This is a genomic window from Amycolatopsis cynarae (assembly GCF_026802195.1).
Lineage (GTDB): Bacteria > Actinomycetota > Actinomycetes > Mycobacteriales > Pseudonocardiaceae > Amycolatopsis_E > Amycolatopsis_E rhizosphaerae.
Genome location: NZ_CP113836.1, coordinates 6,306,713 through 6,325,505, shown reverse-complemented (window position 1 = coordinate 6,325,505; position 18,793 = coordinate 6,306,713). Strand labels below are relative to the sequence as shown.

The following is an 18,793-nucleotide window of genomic DNA, read 5'->3' as shown; positions in this document are numbered from 1 at the left end:
ACTGGACCCATGAACGCGACGTGGAACCACCGGTTCGTGGCACGGCTTTCCGCCGTGGCGCGACGGAAGCGTGCCCGTCGCGGGTTCCGCGCAGTGGACTGAAACACCACTGCTTCTTCCGGAAATGCCGTCCTGCACGGCGTTTTTCCCCTGCCCCGGTAGCTCAAGTGGACAGAGTGCCGCGCTACGAACGCGGAGGTTCGAGGTTCGAGTCCTCGCCGGGGTGCGCCCCGGCTTCCCCTGTGCACGGCGGGAAGCCGGCTCCAGCCTTCGTGGTCCAACGGACACGACGCCGGTTTCCGGAACCGGAGATCCAGGTTCGACTCCTGGCGAGGGCGCGGCCGGGAACGCCGGTGAACTGTCTCTTGTGGACAGTGTGAAACGGTGGCCCCGTCCGGGGTTTCCCGGACGGGGCCGCCGTCGTGGTTCACGCCGCCTGCGTCACCGGGGTGGACGCGGGGGACAGGGCGAGGTCGAGGACCTCGCGCACGGTGGTGACCGGGTGCACGTCGAGTTCGGCCAGCACGTCCGCGGGGACGTCGTCGAGGTCGGGCTCGTTGCGCTGCGGGATGATCACCGTGCGCAGGCCCGCCCGGTGCGCGGCGAGCAGCTTCTGCTTCACCCCGCCGATCGGCAGGACCCGGCCGGTCAGCGACACCTCACCGGTCATCGCCACATCGGCCCGCACCACTCGTCCGGACAACAGCGACGCCAGCGCGGTGGTCATCGTGACGCCCGCCGAAGGCCCGTCCTTCGGCACCGCCCCGGCGGGGACGTGCACGTGGACACCGCGGTCCTTCAGATCACCGACCGGCAGCTCCAGTTCGGCGCCACGGGAACGAAGGTAGGACAGCGCGATCTGCGCCGACTCCTTCATCACGTCGCCGAGCTGGCCGGTCAGCGTGACGCCGGTGCCGCCGGTCTCCGGGTCCGCCAGCGACGCCTCCACGTAGAGCACGTCACCGCCCGCGCCGGTCACCGCGAGACCGGTGGCCACGCCCGGGGTCGCGGTCCGCTGCGTCGAGGCGGGCAGCGACGACTCCGGCAGGTGCCGGGGCCGGCCGAGATAGCCCGGAAGTCCTTCGGCGTCCACGGTGACCGGCAGCGCGGCCTCTCCGAGCGCGACCTTCGTGGTGATCTTGCGCAGCACCTTCGCGATGGTGCGGTTGGCGTCGCGGACCCCCGCTTCGCGGGTGTACTCGGCGGCGATCCGGCTCAGCGCGGCATCGGTGAACCGCACGTCGTCCTGGCCGAGCCCGGCCCGCTCCAGCTCACGGGGGAGCAGGTGGTCCCGGCCGATGATCACCTTCTCGTGCTCGGTGTAGCCGTCGAGCGTGACCAGTTCCATCCGGTCCAGCAGCGGTCCGGGGATGGTCTCCAGCGCGTTGGCCGTGGCCAGGAACACCACGTCGGACAGGTCCAGTTCGACCTCGAGGTAGTGGTCGCGGAAGGTGTGGTTCTGCTCCGGGTCCAGCACTTCGAGCAGGGCCGCCGTCGGGTCGCCGCGGTAGTCGGTGCCGACCTTGTCGACCTCGTCGAGCAGCACGACCGGGTTCATCGAACCGGCTTCCTTGATGGCCCGCACGATCCGGCCGGGCAGGGCGCCCACATAGGTGCGCCGGTGGCCGCGGATCTCCGCCTCGTCCCGCACGCCGCCGAGTGCCACCCGGACGAACCTGCGGCCCATCGCCTTCGCGATCGACTCGCCGAGCGAGGTCTTGCCCACCCCGGGCGGGCCGACCAGCGCCAGCACGGCGCCCGATCGGCGGCCGCCGACCTGGCCGAGCCCGGCCTCGGCGCGCCGGTTGCGCACCGCCAGGTACTCGACGATGCGTTCCTTCACGTCGTCGAGACCGGCGTGGTCGGCGTCCAGGACGGCACGGGCCGCGGCGATGTCGTGCACGTCGGCGGTGCGGGTCTGCCACGGCAGCTCCAGCACGGTGTCCAGCCACGTCCGGATCCAGCCGCCCTCCGGTGACTGCTCCGAGGTCCGGTCCAGCTTGTCCACCTCGGCCAGTGCGGCCTTGCGCACGTGCTCGGGCAGCTCGGCCGCTTCCACGCGGGCGCGGTAGTCGTCCTCCTTGGCGCTGCCGTCCAGCTCGCCGAGTTCCTTGCGGATCGCTTCGAGCTGGCGCCGCAGCAGGAACTCCTTCTGCTGCTTCTCCATGCCTTCCGCCACGTCCTTGCGGATCGTGTCGGTGACCTCCAGTTCGGCCAGGTACTCGCGGCTCCATTCGAGCGCGCGCTCCAACCGTGCCGCGACGTCGAGCGTGGCCAGCAGTTCGAGCTTCTGGTCGAGCTTCAGGTACGGCGCATTGCCCGCGAGGTCGGCGATCGCGGAGGGATCGTCGAGCTGCTGCACCGCGTCGATCATCTGCCAGCCTTCGCGCTGCTGCAGGATCGTGATCACCACGGACTTGTAGTCGGCGGCCAGCGCGTTCACCCGCTCGCCGCCGGTTTCGGTGACGGGCTCGGCCTGCACCCAGCGGGCCGCTCCCGGGCCCTGGCCGGTCTCGCCGAGACGGGCACGGCGGGTACCGCGGATCAGTACCGCGGCCTTGCCGCCGGGCACCCGGCCCACCCGTTCGATCGTGGCGACCGTGCCCAGCTCGGCGTATTCGCCGTGCACCCGGGGCACGATCAGGACCTCGGGCTTGGTGGGCTTGGCCGCGGGCAGGGACCGGATACCGGGGAACGACGGCGAACTCGGCGCCTTGGCCTGCGCGGATTCCACCGCGGCCCGGATCTCGGCGTCTTCGAGCTCCAGCGGGACGATCATGCCGGGGAGCACGACGTCTTCGTCGAGAGGCAGGAGGGGCAGGAGCCTGATTTCGGTCATCGGGGCGCTCCTTCGTAGTTGAGTCTGCACAGCTCAACTTCCCTGAGCCCCAATTTGTTTCCCCCGGTCGTTCGCTGTAAGCGAGCAACCGCGCCTGTGCTGTCACGGACAGCCGACATCGCCGTGAGGGGTCCCCTCACGGCCTTGGCCCCGCGCAGCCCGCCCGATCAGGCCTGGTTCTCGGCCACCCCGCACCAGCCGAACGGGCGGGAAATCGCCTCGATCGGTGTCAGCTTGGTTTCCGGACGCCAGTCCGCCGGGTGCACCAGCCCGGGTTCGACCAGCGGCCAGTTACCGAACCACCGCGCGATGTCCGCCTTGTCGCGTACCCACAGCGGGTTGCTGGTGTTCCGGTAGGCGTCCGCGAACCGGCGCACCGCCGCGGCGTCCTCTTCCGGTGCGCCTTCGCTGGTGATGTGCGAGATGGCGAGCCAGCTTCCGGGCGCGAGCTTGCGGCGATAGCGCTCCACGATCTCCTGGGGGTGATCGTCACCGCCGATGAAGTGCAGCACCGCGATCATCAGCACGCACACCGGCTGCGAGAAGTCGATCAGTCGCCGGGTGGTCTCGTGCCTGAGCACGGCGCCGGTGTCCCGCAGGTCGGCCTGGACCAGACCGGCCCAGTCGGTGGCGCCGTCCCGCTCCAGTAGCAGTGTGCCGTGCGCGGCCGCGACGGGTTCGTAGTCGACGTAGACCACGCCAGCCCGTTCGCCCTCCGGCAGGTGCTTGCGGACGATCTCGTGCACGTTGCCCACCGTGGGCACCCCGGACCCCAGATCGAGGAACTGGCGGATACCGGCGTCCATGGCGGCGCGCACCGCCCGCCCCAGGAACTGACGGTTCTGCCGTGCGAGCTCGCGAACCTGCGGGAACAGTTCGACGACCTGCTTGCCGAACTCGCGGTCCACGGCCCAGTTGTGCGTGCCGCCCAGGTACCAGTCGTACATCCGGGCGGCGGAAGGCTTGTCGGTGTCGACCCCTTCGGGTGCTTCGGGAGCGAGGTCTTGGCTCTCGGTCATGGCTGCTTTCTATCGCACTGCCGGACGTCGGTACCAGTAGGTCCACAACGGTCGGTAACCCTGTGCGTACCAGAAGGGGGTTGACGTTGGGTTCGGCAGTGCGTGGTGCAGCAGGGCGGCCTCCACGCCGGCCTCGTCGAACAACTGGTGTGCGTGTGCGGCGAGTGCGCCGCCCACCCCCGACGACCGGGCGGCCTCGTCCACGTGGAGCGAGGCGACGTAGCCGACCCGGTCGACCGCGACGAACGGGGAGATCCAGGCCGTTCCGGGCGGGAACTGGATCCTCAGCAGGCCGAGCGGGCGACCGTACAGTTCGGCCAGCCACACCGTCGGTTCCCCACACCGCAATTCTTCCGACAGCGCTTCCCGGAGCAGGCCCTCCACGTTCGGGCGCAGGGTCACCAGACCGAACTGCGCGTCGTAACGCTGGAGCCGGAGGGACAGCGCGACCGCGGTATCCAGGTCGGCCGGTTCGGCGGGGCGGATGCGCACCCCCGGCTGAGTGGCGGGTCCCGGCGCGGCCAGGCGGTCCGCGGGACGCACCGCGAGCACTCGAACCGGTGCGAAAGCGTGCCGCAGCAGTTCGGCCGAGCCCGCCGGATCACGGCTGGGGCGCGGAACCACGGCCGCCTGCTCCCAGTCCGACCGCGGCGCCAGCGCGCTGAGATGTTCCTCCCACTGCGCAAGAACATCGGCGAAGCACTCGCCGGCCAGCGGGCCGGCCAGCCGGGTGAGGAGCCGGTGCTCGACCAGCGCCCGCCACAGAGAGTCACTATCGTTCGCGGCGATTTCGCTGCGCACCGCGACCCCGTGCGCGACCGAATCGCCCGTTTCCCGGCGCCAGCCGGTGCCGCCATACCGGTCGGCAAAGGGGTCTGACGTGGGCAGCAGTGAATCCGTGCCGCTCGTGTCCAGCGTCTGCTCCGTTGCGATCGCCTCCCTTTTCCGCAGCCTTTTCCCCGGCCGGTCGGGGCCGGATTCGGACTGGGACACGGTTACCCCTAGCGATCAACAAAATTGCGGAAACGGAGCAGTTTTCACCCGGTAGTCGAAGGAGGCGCCGCTAGTTGGCAGTTTGTTAACTATGAGGTGATCTGATGCCGGTCGGAAAGAGGCCGAAGTACGCCCTCCGGGGTACAGTGACAGCCTTGTTCGTGCGGAGATCAAGGTCACCCGAACGGGGTGGTCGACCGAGCGCGTACTGGGGTGACTGGGCGGGAAGGAGGTTGCATGCCGGGCACAAGCGACGCGCCTGACGCTCCTCCGGCGGCAGCCGAAGCTGTCGACGAGGCCGGTGACCAGGGGCCGTCCGGGCAGGCACGGGGGGACGAGCGGCGCTTCCGCCGCTACACCCTCGCCGTGCTCACCTTCGGGCTGGTCTCCGCCGCCGCCGTATCCCTCTGGCTGCCGTTCCAGCCGGACACCAGACTCTGGTGGATCGGACCGGTACTGGCCCTGTCCTTCCTGCTGGCCGAACAGCTCGGCATCAACGTCGACGTCCGCAGCGGTATCTCCTGGACCATCTCCTTCACCGAAATCCCGCTGGTCATCGGCTTTTTCGTGGCGCCGTTCGAGGTGGTACTGATCGCCCACCTCCTCGCCGGGATCAGCACGCTGCTGGTGCGCCGGGTCTCCGGCCGCGTCCTCTACAACGCGGGCGCCTTCCTGCTGGAGATCACCAGCGCCTTCGCCGTCGCCGGACTGGTCCAGCGCGCCATGGGCAGCGCCGGGATGACCTGGCCCGCCGCGCTCGCCGGCACCCTGACCGCCCCGCTGGCCAGCACCTTGCTGGCACTCGCCGCGGTCCGCGTGCTGCGCCGCCGGATGCGGATCGGGACCGCGCTGCGGCTGACCGGCCGCATCCTCGTCGTCGGCTTCGTCAACGCCTCCGTGGGACTGAGCGGCTACCTGGTGATCGCCGGGACCGGGAACGCGTGGCCGCTGGTGGTCGCGGTTTTCCTCGGCCTTTCCGCGCTGTACTGGGCCTATTCGGACCTGCTGCGCGAGCAGCGCGACATGGAAGCGCTTTCGGACGTGAGCCTCATGGTCGCGCGGTCCGGACAGCAGGCCGCCGCCCGGCCGGCGAGCCGGGTCGACGATCTCGCCGGAGGGGTGGACGTCGGCGAATGGGCCACCATCGCCGAGCGCATCAAGGACCAGCTGTCCGCGGCGAGGGTGGTGCTGCGGCTGCGGCTGGAACCGACCGCCACCATGCGGACCGTGGTCGCGGGCGAGCCCATGCCCACGGCGGACGGCCCCGGCGACGACGCCCTGCTCCGCCTGCCCGGCGCGCACGTCCGGCACTTCCGGATCACCGAGGCCAACGCCGACGTGGCCGCCGCACTGCTTGACCGCGGCGCGCAGGAGGCACTGGTGGTGCCGCTGCGCAGCGCGAACCAGCTGCTCGGCGTCGTCGAGGCGCACGACCGGCTCTCCCGTTGGCGTGGCTTCGGCAAGTACGACGTCCAACTGCTCGGCACCATGGCCAGTCACCTGGCCACCGCGCTGGACAACCGCAGGCTGCTGGCCACGCTGCGGCACGATGCCTACCACGATCCGCTGACCGGCCTGCTCAACCGGCCCGGCTTCCGCCAGGTGGCGCGCGAGCCGCTGCGCGACCGCACCGACGCCGCCGTGCTCCGCGTGGATCTCGACGTGTTCTCGACTGTGAGTGACGCACTCGGCTATGTCTGGGCGGACCGGATGGTGATCGCCGCGGGGCGGCGCATCCGGGAGGCCCTCGGCCCCGAAGTGCCGGTGGCTCGGCTGGAGGGCGCGTCGTTCGCGGCGTTGCTCGTCGAGTGTGACGGTTCTCGCATCCACGAGGTCGCCCAGCGCCTGCGGGAGCAGCTGTCCTCCCCGTATCTCGTCGACCGGCTCACCGTCGAAGCGAACGCGATGGTGGGTTACGCCACACCTTCCGAGGAGGAGGGCGGCGAAGGGATGGACGTGGACTCCCTGCTGCAGCGCGCCGACGTGGCCGTGCGCGCGACCCGCGGCGGGGAAGAGGTGCGTGCCTACGTGCCCAGCATGGGGCAGATCTTCCTGCGCCGGTTCCAGATGGTCACGCAGTTCCGGCAGGCGCTGGAAGAGGGCCAGGTCAGCGTCCACTACCAGCCGAAGGTGTCGCTGCCGAGCAGACAGGTCCTCGGCGTGGAGGCGCTGGTCCGCTGGGTGCATCCCGAGTTCGGCAAGCTCGATCCGGACGAGTTCGTGCCCGCGATCGAGGCGGCGGGCCTGATCGGGGTGCTCACCGGGTTCGTGCTGGAACAGGCGCTGATCCGGGTGCGCAAATGGATGGACGAGGGGCTGCGGATCTCCGTGGCGGTCAACTTGTCCGTGCGCAATCTGAGCGACCTGGACTTCCCGAAGAAGGTGGTCGAGGCGCTGCGCAGGTTCGGGGTGCCCGCCGAACTGCTCACCTTCGAGCTGACCGAGTCCGGGGTGATGGCCGACCCGCAGAAGGCGCTGCCGATCCTGCGGGAGCTGCACGCGCTGGGCATCGTGCTCGCCGTCGACGACTTCGGCACCGGGTACTCGTCGCTGGCGTACCTGCGGCAGCTGCCGGTGGACGAGGTGAAGATCGACAAGAGCTTCGTCCTCGGCATGGGCACCGATCTCGGTGACCTCGCCGTGGTCCGTTCGATCGTGGAGCTCGGGCACTCGCTCGGCCTGACCGTGGTCGCCGAGGGGGTCGAGGAGGACATCGCACGGGACCAACTCGAGGCGATGGGCTGCGACGTGGCGCAGGGCTACCTGATCTCCCGTCCGCTGGCCGAGGACCGCCTCGAAGCCTGGCTGCAGGCGAGAACCGCGAGGTCAGCGGGTCGTCAGGCGGAGGCGGTGCTGACCCTGCTGAGTTAACGGGACCCCCCTGAAACAGGGCCGGAAGGCGTTGGTAATCTTTTCGAGGCTTCAGCGCGCGGCGCTGGGACCACAGGCCCCTTTAGCTCAGTCGGCAGAGCGTCTCCATGGTAAGGAGAAGGTCTACGGTTCGATTCCGTAAAGGGGCTCGCAGACAGATGTTAGTCTGTCTAGGTGGGAGTGTGCGCGATCATGCTCCCAGTGCCCTTAGACCCCCGGGCGGTGGGCACAAGGGGCGGTGTAGCTCAGTTGGCAGAGCAAGCGGCTCATAATCGCTGTGTCGCCGGTTCAAGTCCGGCCACCGCTACCGGGACTCGAGTTTTGTAGAGAAAGGCTTAGCCGTGGCTGCCACCGACGTGCGACCGAAGATCACGCTGGCGTGCGAGGAGTGCAAGCACCGCAACTACATCACCAGGAAGAACCGTCGGAACGACCCCGACCGCCTGGAGATGAAGAAGTTCTGCCCGAACTGCGGTACGCACCGGGTGCACAAGGAAACCCGCTAGCCTGCAGATGTCACGAAGGCCGCCCCGGATCACCGGGGCGGCCTTCGTCGTTTCCGGATGCCTTCGTCCCCGCCATGAGGGGTCTTCACGACCGTCGTGCGCAACCTCTGATCCGGTGAATCCCGGCGCCTGGCCCGGGCCTTCACCGCTGCCCGCGGCGACCCTGAGTAACCTGCTGGGGTGGCACTGGACCAGTCGTTCATCGGGCGGAGTTACCCGCCGGCAAGCACCTACGAAGTGGGGCGCGAGAAGATCCGGGAGTTCGCCGACGCGATCGGGGACGACAACCCCGTCTACCGCGACCCGGAGGCGGCTCGCGCCGCCGGTCACCCCGACGTGATCGCGCCGCCCACCTTCCTCACGGTGATCAACCTCGCGGCGATCAACACCATCGTCGCCGATCCCGAACTCGGCCTCGACTACTCGCGCATGGTGCACGGCGACCAGAGCTTCCAGTACACCCGTCCGGTGCATGCGGGTGACCGGCTGCGGCTCACCACACACGTCGAGGACATCATGGCGCGGGCGGGCAACGACTTCTTGACCGTGCGTGCCGAGATCACCGACGCCGACGGAGAGCCCGTGTGCACCACCCGCGCGCAGCTCGTCGTCCGAGGGGAAGGTGCCTGATGGAATTCACCGTGGGGACGGAACTGCCGCCGCTGCAGGTGCGGGTGACCAGGGAGCGGCTGGTCCGCTACGCCGGGGCCTCCCTGGACTTCAACCCGATCCACTGGAACGAGCGTTTCGCCAAGCAGGTCGGCCTGCCCGACGTGATCGCGCACGGCATGCTCACCATGGCGCTGGCGGGCCGGATGGTCACCGACTGGCTCGGCGACCCGGGGCGGCTCGTCGAATACGGGGTCCGGTTCACCAGGCCCGTGGTCGTGCCCGACGACGAGAAGGGTGCCCTGGTCGAATTCACCGGAAAGGTGGGTGACGTCCGCGAGGACGGCACCGCCCGGATCGATCTGACCGCGAAGTTCGACGGCAAGACCGTGCTCGGGAAGGCCACCGCCGTCGTCCGTTGACGCCCCGGAGACGGTCGGGACTCAGCGCAGCAGCCTCAGCACCGCCTCCGCCATGGCCTGTTCCCCCTTCGCGTTCGGGTGCAGGGAGCTGGCGGGGGAGGTGGGCACCAGGTCCTCCACCCACTTCACCCGGGTCTTGGCGCACATGTCGTGACCCTTGGACGGGGTCGCGGTGTCCGCGTAACCGGCCTGGTGAGCCTTCGCCTGCACGGCCAGCATCCGGTTCAGCTTCTCCTCCGACTCGCGCAGGTAGGCGACGTCGGCCTTGCCGAGCGGCAGGAACGGCCAGCAGCCGTCGCCCGAGGGCAGCACCGTCGGATAGCCGACCACGATCACCCGGGCCCGTGGCGCCCTCGTGTGGATTTCGGTGAGCACGGCGGCGATCTTGACCGCGGTCGCCGAGATCCGCGCGGCCAGTTCGTCGTGCCCCCCGGCGTCCATCTTGTCCTGGCAGGGGGAGACCTTGGGGTCGGTGGTGGCGCACTCACCGGCCAGTTTGATGAAGCCGATGTCGTTGCCGCCGATGCCGAGCGTGACCAGGGTGGTGTCGGAGGTGACGGCGTCCAGTTGCGGCGCGTTCTCCCCGTCTTTGGTCATCTGCGGATGGGTGAGGTCGCTGGTGCTCGCCCCGCTGCAACTGACGTCGACGAACTCGGCCGGGTTGATCCGGGCCGCGACCAGTCTCGGATAGTTGTTGTCCGACCGAGCGCAACCGCGCGGCTCACCCACCCGCACTCCGGTCCGCGGGGAGGACGTGTAGGAGTCGCCGAGTGCCACGTAGCGGCCCGTGCCGCCACCCGTGCTGGAACCCGCCGGCGCCGGTGGCGGCGCCGACGAGCCCTGCTCCGATTTGTAGTACCCGAACCCGATCAATCCGGCGAGTGTCACCGCAAGGATCAGGCCGGAACTGGATTTACCGGCCACATACCGGTTTTACGTCATTTCGCCTCGGACAGCAGTGCCCCGACCCGGTTGACTCCCTCGATCAGGTCTTTTTCGGCGAGGGCGTAGGAGAACCGGAAATAGCCGGGCGTCCCGAAGGCCTCGCCGGGCACGACCGCCACTTCGGCCTCGCGCAGGATCAGGTCCGCCAGTTCCAGCGTGTCCGAGGGGCGCTCGCCCCGGATCTCCTTGCCGAGCACCGCCTTGACCGAGGGGTAGGCGTAGAACGCGCCCTTCGGGGTCGGGCACTCGACGCCGGAAATCTCCGACAGCATCGAGACGATCTTCTTCCGGCGCACGTCGAACGCGGCTCGCATCTCGTGCACCACGTCCAGCGGGCCTGCCACGGCGGCCAGGGCGGCCCGCTGCGACACGTTCGCCACGTTGCCGCACAGATGGGTCTGGTAGCTCGTGGCGGCCTTGATCACGTCCTGGGGGCCGATGATCCAGCCGACCCGCCAGCCGGTCATCGAGTAGGTCTTCGCGACCCCGTTGAGCACCAGGGTGCGGTCGGCCATCTCGGGCACCACGACCGGCAGCGAGTAGTTCACCGCGTCGTCGTAGACGAGGTGTTCGTAGATCTCGTCGGTGATCACCCAGATGCCGTGCTCGTAGGCCCACTTGCCGATCTCCTCGATCAGCTCGCGGGGGTAGACCGCACCAGTCGGGTTCGACGGCGAGTTGAACAGCAGCACCTTGGTGCGCTCGGTCCTGGCCGCCTCGAGCTGCTCGACGGTGACCAGGTAGCCGGTGGTCTCGTCCGCGGTGACCTGCACCGGCACCCCGCCCGCGAGTTTGATCGACTCGGGGTAGGTGGTCCAGTACGGGGCGAGCAGCAGTACCTCGTCGCCCGGGTCGAGCAGGGTGGCGAAGGCGGAGTACACGGCCTGCTTGCCGCCGTTGGTGACGAGCACCTGCGACGGCTCGACCGAGAACCCGGAGTCGCGCAGCGTCTTCGCGGCCAGGGCCTCGCGCAGCTCGGGCAGGCCGGCGGCGGCGGTGTAGCCGTGGTTGGCGCGGTCGCGCACGGCCGCGACGGCGGCCTCCAGCACGTAGTCCGGGGTCGGGAAGTCGGGCTGCCCCGCGCCGAAGCCGATCACCGGGCGGCCCTCGGCCTTGAGCGCCTTCACCTTCGCGTCCACGGCGAGGGTCGCCGACGGCGTGATGCCGGCGATGCGGGCCGAGATGCGGGGGTGGGTGACGGAAACGGGAGAGGTCATGCCTCCATGGTGGCACGCGGGGAGTGTGATCGAAGACTCAGGCCCCCGGCTCCGCGACGGGGCCCACACCCCGCGGAGAAGGGTGTCTGGACGGCTCACGGAGGGTGCGCCGGGGGCTCTGGGAGGCCTCGGTTGCAAGGCGGTTCCCGGCTTGCCGTAGACTGCCGAACTTGGAACGTCCGACACCGCGCCCCGTAGGATAGCGGGGCGGGTGAAGGGTGTCCCGCGAGCGGTGGTTGGGCTCGAAGGGGTGTAGCTCAAATGGCAGAGCAGCGGTCTCCAAAACCGCAGGTTGCAGGTTCAAGTCCTGTCACCCCTGCGTCGACAAAGGTGGTTCGAGGGAAGACGGGGTCGGCTGCCTAGACCCGGTCTTCTCGAAAAGGCACGGAGGAGTGGTCGTGAGCGACAACGACGCCGGCGGCGAGAAGGAACAGGAGTCCCAGCAGGCTCCTCGTCCGGTCACCGCCGCGGCTCGGCGCGAGCGCCGCGCCTCCGCGCGTCCGGCAGGCAAGGCCACGGCCAAAGAAGCCGACAAGGCCCGTCCCGCCGCCAAGGCGGCCGCGGACGGTGCGGTGAAGCCTGCCGAGACCGGGAAGAAGGGCCGGGCGACCCCCAAGCGGGATCGCAAGGAGAAGAAGCCGTCGCTGCTGGCGAGGCTGATGCGGTTCATCCGCGAGGTGTGGGCGGAGCTGCGGAAGGTCATCTGGCCGTCCCGCAAGCAGATGATCACCTACACCACCGTGGTGCTGGTCTTCGTGGCTTTCATGGTCGCGTTGGTCTATTTGCTGGACTTCGCGTTCCGCAAGGGCGTGTTCTGGCTGTTCGGCTGAGCGCCAGGAGCGCGGGCCAGCACGAACACGACAAGCGATCAAGTGAGAGGACGGAACGTGACCTCCGAGAACGGCGTGACGGCCGGCGACGAGTTTGACGAGCCGGTCGAGCCGGTGCGTGAGTCCACCGCGGACGACGAGGCGCAGGCCGACCTCGAACCGAGCGACGTCGACACCCCGGCCGAGGCTGCCGGGGAGGAACCCGTGGCCGCCGAGGAAGAGCCCGAGGCCGCCGAGGACGACCCGGTCGCCAAGCTCCGCAAGGAACTGCAGGCGCTGCCCGGTGAGTGGTACGTGGTGCATTCCTACGCCGGGTACGAAAACAAGGTCAAGAACAACCTCGAAACCCGGACGCAGACCCTGGACGTCGAGGACTACATCTTCCAGATCGAGGTGCCCACCGAGGAGGTCACCGAGATCAAGAACGGCCAGCGCAAGGTCGTGCAGCGCAAGGTGCTGCCCGGCTACATCCTGGTCCGGATGGAGCTCAACGACGCCTCGTGGAGCGCGGTCCGCAACACCCCGGGCGTCACCGGTTTCGTCGGCGCCACCAACAAGCCGTCCCCGCTGACCATCGACGAGGTGCTCAAGTTCCTCGCGCCGAAGGTCGAGAAGCCCGCCCCGGCGAAGGCCAAGGGCGAGGCCGCGGCGGCCGAGGCGGCGCTGGGCGGAACCCCGGTCGAGGTGGACTTCGAGGTCGGCGAGTCGGTCACCGTGATGGACGGCCCGTTCGCGACGCTGCCCGCGACGATCAACGAGGTCAACGCGGACGCGCAGAAGCTGAAGGTCCTGGTTTCGATCTTCGGCCGGGAGACCCCGGTCGAGCTCTCGTTCAACCAGGTCTCCAAGATCTGACGGCCCTTCGTCGGCCGTTGGCCCTCGCTGCTGGCAGGCGTGCGAGGGACGTAGCAGTTGAAGAGGAACAGGAATGCCACCCAAGAAGAAGAAGCTTGCAGCGATCATCAAGCTGCAGATTCAGGCGGGTGCCGCGAACCCGGCCCCGCCGGTCGGCCCCGCGCTGGGTCAGCACGGCGTCAACATCATGGAGTTCTGCAAGGCCTACAACGCCGCCACCGAGTCGCAGCGCGGCAACGTGGTGCCGGTCGAGATCTCCGTGTACGAAGACCGGTCGTTCGACTTCAAGCTCAAGACCCCGCCGGCCGCGAGGCTGCTGCTCAAGGCCGCAGGCGTGGAGAAGGGCTCCGGTGAGCCGCACAAGACCAAGGTCGCCAAGGTGACCTGGGACCAGGTGCGCGAGATCGCCGAGACCAAGAAGAGTGACCTGAACGCACACGACATCGAGCAGGCCGCCAAGATCATCGCCGGCACCGCCCGGTCGATGGGCATCACCGTCGAATAGACCGCCGTCGACCGTGTAGCGGCGACATCGAGCAGGCCGCACAGTGCCAGCCGAGATGATCGCCGGTGCCACCCGATGTCGTCGTGGGAGGGCCAGGCGCTGGCCCGGGACCACAACTGATCCACATTTCTTGAGTTAGGACAGAGCATGGCTAAGCGCAGCAAGGCCTACCGTCAGGCCGCCGAGCTGATCGACCGGGAGCGGCTGTACGCGCCGCTCGAGGCCGCGAAGCTCGCGAAAGAGACTTCCAAGGTCAAGATGGACGCCACCGTCGAGGTGGCCGTGCGTCTCGGGGTCGACCCCCGCAAGGCCGACCAGATGGTCCGCGGCACCGTGAACCTGCCGCACGGTACCGGTAAGACCGCCCGCGTCATCGTTTTCGCCGTCGGCGACAAGGCCGCCGAGGCCGAGGCCGCCGGTGCGGACGCGGTCGGGACCGACGAACTGATCGAGCGCATCCAGGGTGGCTGGCTCGATTTCGACGCCGCGATCGCGACGCCGGACCAGATGGCGAAGGTCGGGCGCATCGCCCGCATCCTCGGCCCGCGTGGCCTGATGCCGAACCCGAAGACCGGCACGGTGACCCCCGCCGTCGCCAAGGCCGTCGCCGACATCAAGGGCGGCAAGATCAGCTTCCGGGTCGACAAGCAGGCCAACCTGCACCTGGTGATCGGCAAGGCCTCCTTCGAGCCGGAGAAGCTCGTGGAGAACTACGCCGCCGCGCTGGACGAGATCCTGCGTGCGAAGCCCTCCGCCGCGAAGGGCCGTTACCTGAAGAAGGTCACCTTCTCGACCACCATGGGCCCGGGCATCCCGGTCGACCCGGCGCGCACCCGCAACCTGCTCGCCGAAGAGGCCACCGCCTGAGTTTTCGCCTCAACGGAAAAGGCCCGGCGCCCCACGGCGCCGGGCCTTTTCCGTTCACCGGCTCGGGGTGCCGGACACGGTGGGCGACGGGCACCGGGCGGGGCCGGGCCGGTGGTCGGTGATGAGCCACTGTCCCTTGTCGACCTTGGAAACGGTGAACACGCCGAGTGCCGGGCCGCCGGTGATCGGGAAGTCGCAGGAATCGATGGTCAGCGTGGTGGCGCCGGGATTGCCGGACAGGTAGCTGGGCAGCGATTCGGCGTAGGCGTTGACGTCGGTGACCTGCGCCTTGAGCCTGCCGACCGCGTCACGGCAGTCGGCGGCACCCAGGTCGAGGGCGAACTTCTGCTGCACGGGGATGTCGAAGTATCCGCAGGCGAGATCGGGCCGGTTCTGCGCGATCTGCTGGTACACCTTGCGGACGGCCTCGTACGGTTCGGCGGAGAGGATCTTGTTGGCGTGGTAGGTACCACCGCCGGTGATCGCCGCGGGCAGGTCTTCCTTGGGCGGGGGGAAGAAGTGGTCGTAGGCGAGCTTGCCGCCGATGGCCAGGACGATCAGGAACAGGATCGCGGACAGCACCTTGCCCGCCAGCCGCTTCGCCCACCGGGGTGCCCTGATCCGCGGTGCGGGTGGCGAGGGGGGCGTGGCGACCTGGAGTTGCCCGCCCGGTGGCGGGGGTGGCACCGGAGATCCGGGCTGCTGGGTGGGCACCAGTTGTCCAGAGCCCTGCGCTTCCTGGAAGCGCAGGAAGTCCTGGAACTGCTGGAACTGCTGGAACTGGCGCAGCTGCTCGGGATCCAGCGGGGGCTGTGCGCGTTCCACCGCGCCACCCGGCGCCGGTTCCTGTTCGTGTTCGGGTCGTTGCTCGGCCACGCGTTCATGATGCCCGTCCCGGCTGCTCCCCGATAGCGCGCATCGCGGCAGGTGAACCGGGGGGCGGGTGCGGGGCGGTGCGGGGATCGCGTATTCTGGTCGGCGGTTCTACCGAAGACCGCTGGTTTTCCGCAAGCCCCGAGGCGAGCGGAACGAAGGTCCCGCCACGGCGGGCGGCCCGCGCAGGAGGAACGAGGCCGAGCAGCCTTTGTTGTGTGCTCTTTGACGCCCCGCGCCTGCTGCGCCGGGGCGTTTGTCGTTTCGGCGCCTTCACCTCCGGTGGTCACCAGCCAAGAGAGGAGGCGAGGAATGGCGAAGCCCGACAAGGTGTCAGCTGTCGCCGAGATCGCGGACCGGTTCCGCAACAGCTCGGCCACCGTGGTCACCCAGTACAACGGCCTCTCCGTGTCCCAGCTGAGCCAGCTGCGCCGCGCTCTCGGCACCAGTGCCAAGTACCGGGTCGCGAAGAACACCCTCGTCAAGCGTGCCGCGCAGGACGTCGGTCTCGAGGGTATCGACGCGCTGTTCGTCGGCCCGACCGCCATCGCCTTCGTCGAGGGTGAGCCGGTCGACGCCGCCAAGGCGCTTCGTGACTTCGCGAAGGACAACCAGGCCCTTGTGATCAAGGGCGGCTACATGGATGGCCGCCCGCTCACGGTCGACGAGATCAACCGCATCGCCGATCTCGACAGCCGTGAGGTCCTGCTCGCCAAGGCCGCGGGCGCGTTCAAGGCGAAGCTGTCCCAGGCCGCCGCGCTGTTCCAGGCGCCGGCTGCCCAGGTCGCCCGTCTGGCCGCCGCGCTGCACGACAAGCAGAGCGAAGGATCCGAGGCCTCCGGCGAAGAAGCACCTGCCGAGAGCTGATCCACCCCACCCCCGAACCGCTACATCAGAAAGGACGCCATCATGGCGAAGCTGAGCACCGAAGAACTGCTCGACGCTTTCAAGGAGCTGACCCTGCTCGAGCTCTCGGACTTCGTGAAGAAGTTCGAGGAGACCTTCGACGTCACCGCGGCCGCCCCGGTCGCCGTCGCGGCTGCCCCGGCCGCCGCGGCCGCCCCGGTCGAGGAGGAGAAGGACGAGTTCGACGTCGTCCTCGAGGGTGCCGGTGACAAGAAGATCCAGGTCATCAAGGTCGTTCGCGAGATCGTCTCCGGCCTGGGCCTGAAGGAGGCCAAGGAGCTCGTCGAGAGCGCTCCGAAGCCGCTGCTCGAGAAGGTCGACAAGGAAGCCGCCGAGGCTGCCAAGGAGAAGCTCGAGGCCGCGGGCGCCAAGATCAGCATCAAGTGACACGGTAATTTCCGGAATCCGGAAGTTGCGGGCGGGCACCCCGAAGGGGGTGCCCGCCTTTTTTGTTCACCTGGATTGTGGATTGCGAAACTCATGAGTAACCTCCACCGCACTTTGGTCGTTGGTTCACCTGATGTGGGTGCGCTCACCATGCGCGACCTGTCTAAGGTGTGTGAGCCGTCACCATGGGAGCTCCGGGAGGTGCGATGGGTGCCGAGGTGGTCATCGAAGGGCTGACGAAGTCGTTCGGCCGGCAGACCATTTGGCGTGACGTGACACTCACCCTGCCCCCGGGCGAGGTGTCCGTGATGCTCGGTCCATCGGGAACGGGTAAGTCCGTGTTCCTGAAGTCGATGATCGGGCTGTTGAAGCCGGATCGTGGCAAGTGCGTCGTCAACGGTGTGGACATCGTGCGGTGCAGTGAGCACAAGCTGTACGAGACCCGGAAGCTGTTCGGGGTGCTGTTCCAGGACGGCGCGCTGTTCGGCTCGATGAACCTCTACGACAACGTGGCCTTCCCCTTGCGGGAGCACACGAAGAAGTCCGAGACCGAGATCCGGCGGATCGTGCTGGAAAAGCTCGATATGACCGGTCTGGCCGGTGCGGAGAAGAAGCTCCCCGGCGAGATTTCCGGTGGTATGCGCAAGCGGGCCGGGCTGGCCCGAGCGCTGGTGCTGGACCCGGAGATCATCCTGGTGGACGAGCCGGACTCGGGTCTGGACCCGGTCCGCACCACCTACATCTCGCAGCTGTTCCTCGACGTGAACGCGCAGAGCGACGCGACGTTCCTGATCGTGACGCACAACATCAACCTGGCGCGCACGGTGCCGGACAACCTGGGCATGCTCTTCCGCAAGGAACTGGTCATGTTCGGCCCGCGCGAGGTGCTGCTGACCAGTGAGGAGCCGGTGGTCAAGCAGTTCCTCAACGGCCGCATGGACGGGCCGATCGGCATGTCCGAGGAGAAGGACCAGGCCACCATGGCCGCGGAGAAGGCCATGTTCGAGGCGGGCCACCACGCCGGTGGGGTCGAGGAGGTCGTCGGCATCCCGCCGCAGATGCAGCCGACCCCCGGCGTGCCCACCCGTCAGGGCGCGATCCGCCGCAAGGACCGCGTCATGCAGATCCTGCACACGCTTCCGCCCGCCGCCCAGGAGGGCATCATCGAGTCCCTCACCCCGGCCGAACAGGCCCGGTACGGGATCCGCCCGCGCCATGCCGTCCAAACCGGACCGGGCCAGGGACAGCACCAGGGGCAGCTGCCGACCGACCGGATAGCGCAGATACCCGACGCCGCGTGGCCCTCGAGAGAAGACGACACCCACCGGATGCGGAACCAGGGGCAGGGCAAGGCATGAGTTCAACGGCCTCTCCGGCCAAGATTCCCGGGATGGGAATGCTGAGGGAGACCGGGAAGTTGTTCGCCCTCGGGCTGGACATCATTCGCGGAATCTTCCAGCGCCCCTTCCAGTTGCGGGAATTCATCCAGCAGTCCTGGTTCATCGCCAGTGTCACGATCCTGCCCACGGCGCTGGTGGCCATCCCGTTCGGCGCGGTGATCTCGCTGCAGTTCGGTTCGCTGGCCCGTCAGCTCGGGGCCCAGTCCTACACCGGCGCCGGCAGCGTGCTCGCCACCGTGCAGCAGGCCAGCCCGCTGGTGACCGCGCTGCTCGTGGCGGGTGCCGGCGGTAGCGCGATCTGTGCCGACATCGGCGCGCGCACGATCCGTGAAGAGATCGACGCGATGGAGGTGCTCGGCGTTTCGGCCGTGCAACGGCTGATCGTGCCGAGGACCCTGGCCTCGATGCTGGTCGCGCTCCTGCTCAACGGCATGGTCAGCGTGATCGGCGTGCTCGGCGGCTACTTCTTCAACGTCGTGCTCCAGGGTGGTACCCCTGGTGCCTATCTGGCGAGTTTCTCCGCGCTGGCGCAGCTTCCCGACCTGTGGGTGGGTGAGATCAAGGCGCTGATCTTCGGTTTCATCGCCGCCGTGGTCGCCGCCTATCGCGGGCTGAACCCGGCCGGTGGCCCGAAGGGGGTGGGCGACGCGGTGAACCAGTCGGTGGTCATCACGTTCCTGCTCCTGTTCGTGGTGAACTTCGTGATCACCCTGGTCTATCTCCAGATCGTGCCCGGAAAGTTGAGCTGA

The 18,793-nt window shown here is 68.6% G+C and carries 18 protein-coding genes and 5 tRNA genes; 17 read left to right on the top strand and 6 right to left on the bottom strand.

From position 1 onward, the window contains the following. Window positions 1-152 precede the first annotated feature (152 nt). Window positions 153-226 (top strand) — tRNA-Arg (locus ORV05_RS30450). 40 nt (window positions 227-266) lie between these two features. Next, window positions 267-338: transfer RNA gene (locus ORV05_RS30445), tRNA-Arg, on the top strand. A gap of 89 nt (window positions 339-427) precedes the next feature. Here the strand turns inward: ORV05_RS30445 and lon are convergent. From lon to ORV05_RS30430, 3 genes are all read right to left on the bottom strand, one after another. After that, window positions 428-2,839, bottom strand: coding sequence for an endopeptidase La (lon, locus tag ORV05_RS30440; RefSeq protein WP_268755359.1), 2,412 nt, complete (start codon window positions 2,837-2,839; stop codon window positions 428-430). A gap of 167 nt (window positions 2,840-3,006) precedes the next feature. Then, on the bottom strand, window positions 3,007-3,858 hold the full coding sequence (locus ORV05_RS30435; protein WP_268755358.1) for an SAM-dependent methyltransferase: 852 nt from the start codon (window positions 3,856-3,858) through the stop codon (window positions 3,007-3,009). Window positions 3,859-3,867: 9 nt separating this feature from the next. Further along, complete coding sequence (locus ORV05_RS30430) at window positions 3,868-4,851, bottom strand: GNAT family N-acetyltransferase (protein ID WP_268755357.1); 984 nt, start codon at window positions 4,849-4,851, stop codon at window positions 3,868-3,870. A 237-nt stretch (window positions 4,852-5,088) separates the two neighbouring features. Between ORV05_RS30430 and ORV05_RS30425 the strand changes: the two genes are divergently transcribed. The 6 genes from ORV05_RS30425 (at window position 5,089) to ORV05_RS30400 (ending at window position 9,259) form a co-directional block, all read left to right on the top strand. Further along, a complete protein-coding gene (locus ORV05_RS30425) occupies window positions 5,089-7,722 on the top strand; it encodes a putative bifunctional diguanylate cyclase/phosphodiesterase (protein ID WP_268755356.1) in 2,634 nt (877 codons plus the stop codon). Between the two features lie 76 nt (window positions 7,723-7,798). Next, a tRNA-Thr gene (locus ORV05_RS30420) sits at window positions 7,799-7,871 on the top strand. A gap of 85 nt (window positions 7,872-7,956) precedes the next feature. Then, a tRNA-Met gene (locus tag ORV05_RS30415) sits at window positions 7,957-8,029 on the top strand. Between the two features lie 34 nt (window positions 8,030-8,063). Then, window positions 8,064-8,228: a 50S ribosomal protein L33 gene (rpmG, locus tag ORV05_RS30410; protein WP_006238057.1), complete on the top strand. Its 165-nt coding sequence runs from the start codon at window positions 8,064-8,066 to the stop codon at window positions 8,226-8,228. Window positions 8,229-8,408: 180 nt separating this feature from the next. After that, window positions 8,409-8,858 carry a MaoC family dehydratase N-terminal domain-containing protein gene (locus tag ORV05_RS30405; protein WP_268755355.1) on the top strand — a complete coding sequence of 150 codons (450 nt, stop codon included), beginning with the start codon at window positions 8,409-8,411 and terminating at the stop codon, window positions 8,856-8,858. Next, on the top strand, window positions 8,858-9,259 hold the full coding sequence (locus ORV05_RS30400) for a MaoC family dehydratase (protein WP_144587750.1): 402 nt from the start codon (window positions 8,858-8,860) through the stop codon (window positions 9,257-9,259). The genes ORV05_RS30405 and ORV05_RS30400 overlap by 1 nt, the downstream gene beginning before the upstream one ends. A 21-nt stretch (window positions 9,260-9,280) precedes the next feature. Here the strand turns inward: ORV05_RS30400 and ORV05_RS30395 are convergent, their stop codons facing one another. Together ORV05_RS30395 and ORV05_RS30390 are read right to left on the bottom strand one after the other, a co-directional pair. Continuing rightward, window positions 9,281-10,183: an SGNH/GDSL hydrolase family protein gene (locus ORV05_RS30395; protein ID WP_268755354.1), complete on the bottom strand. Its 903-nt coding sequence runs from the start codon at window positions 10,181-10,183 to the stop codon at window positions 9,281-9,283. 14 nt (window positions 10,184-10,197) lie between these two features. Beyond that, window positions 10,198-11,421, bottom strand: coding sequence for a pyridoxal phosphate-dependent aminotransferase (locus ORV05_RS30390; protein ID WP_268755353.1), 1,224 nt, complete (start codon window positions 11,419-11,421; stop codon window positions 10,198-10,200). Between the two features lie 246 nt (window positions 11,422-11,667). Here ORV05_RS30390 and ORV05_RS30385 point away from each other — a divergent pair. From ORV05_RS30385 to rplA, 5 genes are all read left to right on the top strand, one after another. After that, window positions 11,668-11,740, top strand: a tRNA-Trp gene (locus tag ORV05_RS30385). A gap of 73 nt (window positions 11,741-11,813) precedes the next feature. Further along, window positions 11,814-12,251 (top strand): preprotein translocase subunit SecE, encoded by a 438-nt coding sequence (secE, locus tag ORV05_RS30380; protein ID WP_268755352.1) that lies wholly within the window; start codon window positions 11,814-11,816, stop codon window positions 12,249-12,251. Between the two features lie 57 nt (window positions 12,252-12,308). Next, window positions 12,309-13,106, top strand: a complete 798-nt coding sequence (gene nusG, locus ORV05_RS30375; protein ID WP_268755351.1) for a transcription termination/antitermination protein NusG — start codon at window positions 12,309-12,311, stop codon at window positions 13,104-13,106. Window positions 13,107-13,179: 73 nt separating this feature from the next. Next, window positions 13,180-13,611 (top strand): 50S ribosomal protein L11, encoded by a 432-nt coding sequence (rplK, locus tag ORV05_RS30370; protein ID WP_144592575.1) that lies wholly within the window; start codon window positions 13,180-13,182, stop codon window positions 13,609-13,611. 147 nt (window positions 13,612-13,758) lie between these two features. Continuing rightward, complete coding sequence (rplA, locus tag ORV05_RS30365; protein WP_268755350.1) at window positions 13,759-14,478, top strand: 50S ribosomal protein L1; 720 nt, start codon at window positions 13,759-13,761, stop codon at window positions 14,476-14,478. 54 nt (window positions 14,479-14,532) lie between these two features. On the opposite strand, the gene ORV05_RS30360 is transcribed toward rplA, so the two are convergent. Next, window positions 14,533-15,354 (bottom strand): hypothetical protein, encoded by an 822-nt coding sequence (locus ORV05_RS30360; RefSeq protein WP_268755349.1) that lies wholly within the window; start codon window positions 15,352-15,354, stop codon window positions 14,533-14,535. Between the two features lie 309 nt (window positions 15,355-15,663). Between ORV05_RS30360 and rplJ the strand changes: the two genes are divergently transcribed. From rplJ to ORV05_RS30340, 4 genes are all read left to right on the top strand, one after another. Next, window positions 15,664-16,218, top strand: a complete 555-nt coding sequence (rplJ, locus tag ORV05_RS30355; protein ID WP_144590302.1) for a 50S ribosomal protein L10 — start codon at window positions 15,664-15,666, stop codon at window positions 16,216-16,218. A 42-nt stretch (window positions 16,219-16,260) separates the two neighbouring features. Beyond that, window positions 16,261-16,644: a 50S ribosomal protein L7/L12 gene (gene rplL, locus ORV05_RS30350; protein ID WP_268755348.1), complete on the top strand. Its 384-nt coding sequence runs from the start codon at window positions 16,261-16,263 to the stop codon at window positions 16,642-16,644. A gap of 206 nt (window positions 16,645-16,850) precedes the next feature. Further along, entirely contained in the window at window positions 16,851-18,002 is a 1,152-nt protein-coding gene (locus ORV05_RS30345; RefSeq protein ID WP_268755347.1) for an ABC transporter ATP-binding protein, read from the top strand. After that, on the top strand, window positions 17,999-18,793 hold the full coding sequence (locus ORV05_RS30340) for an MlaE family ABC transporter permease (protein WP_186382646.1): 795 nt from the start codon (window positions 17,999-18,001) through the stop codon (window positions 18,791-18,793). The genes ORV05_RS30345 and ORV05_RS30340 overlap by 4 nt, the downstream gene beginning before the upstream one ends.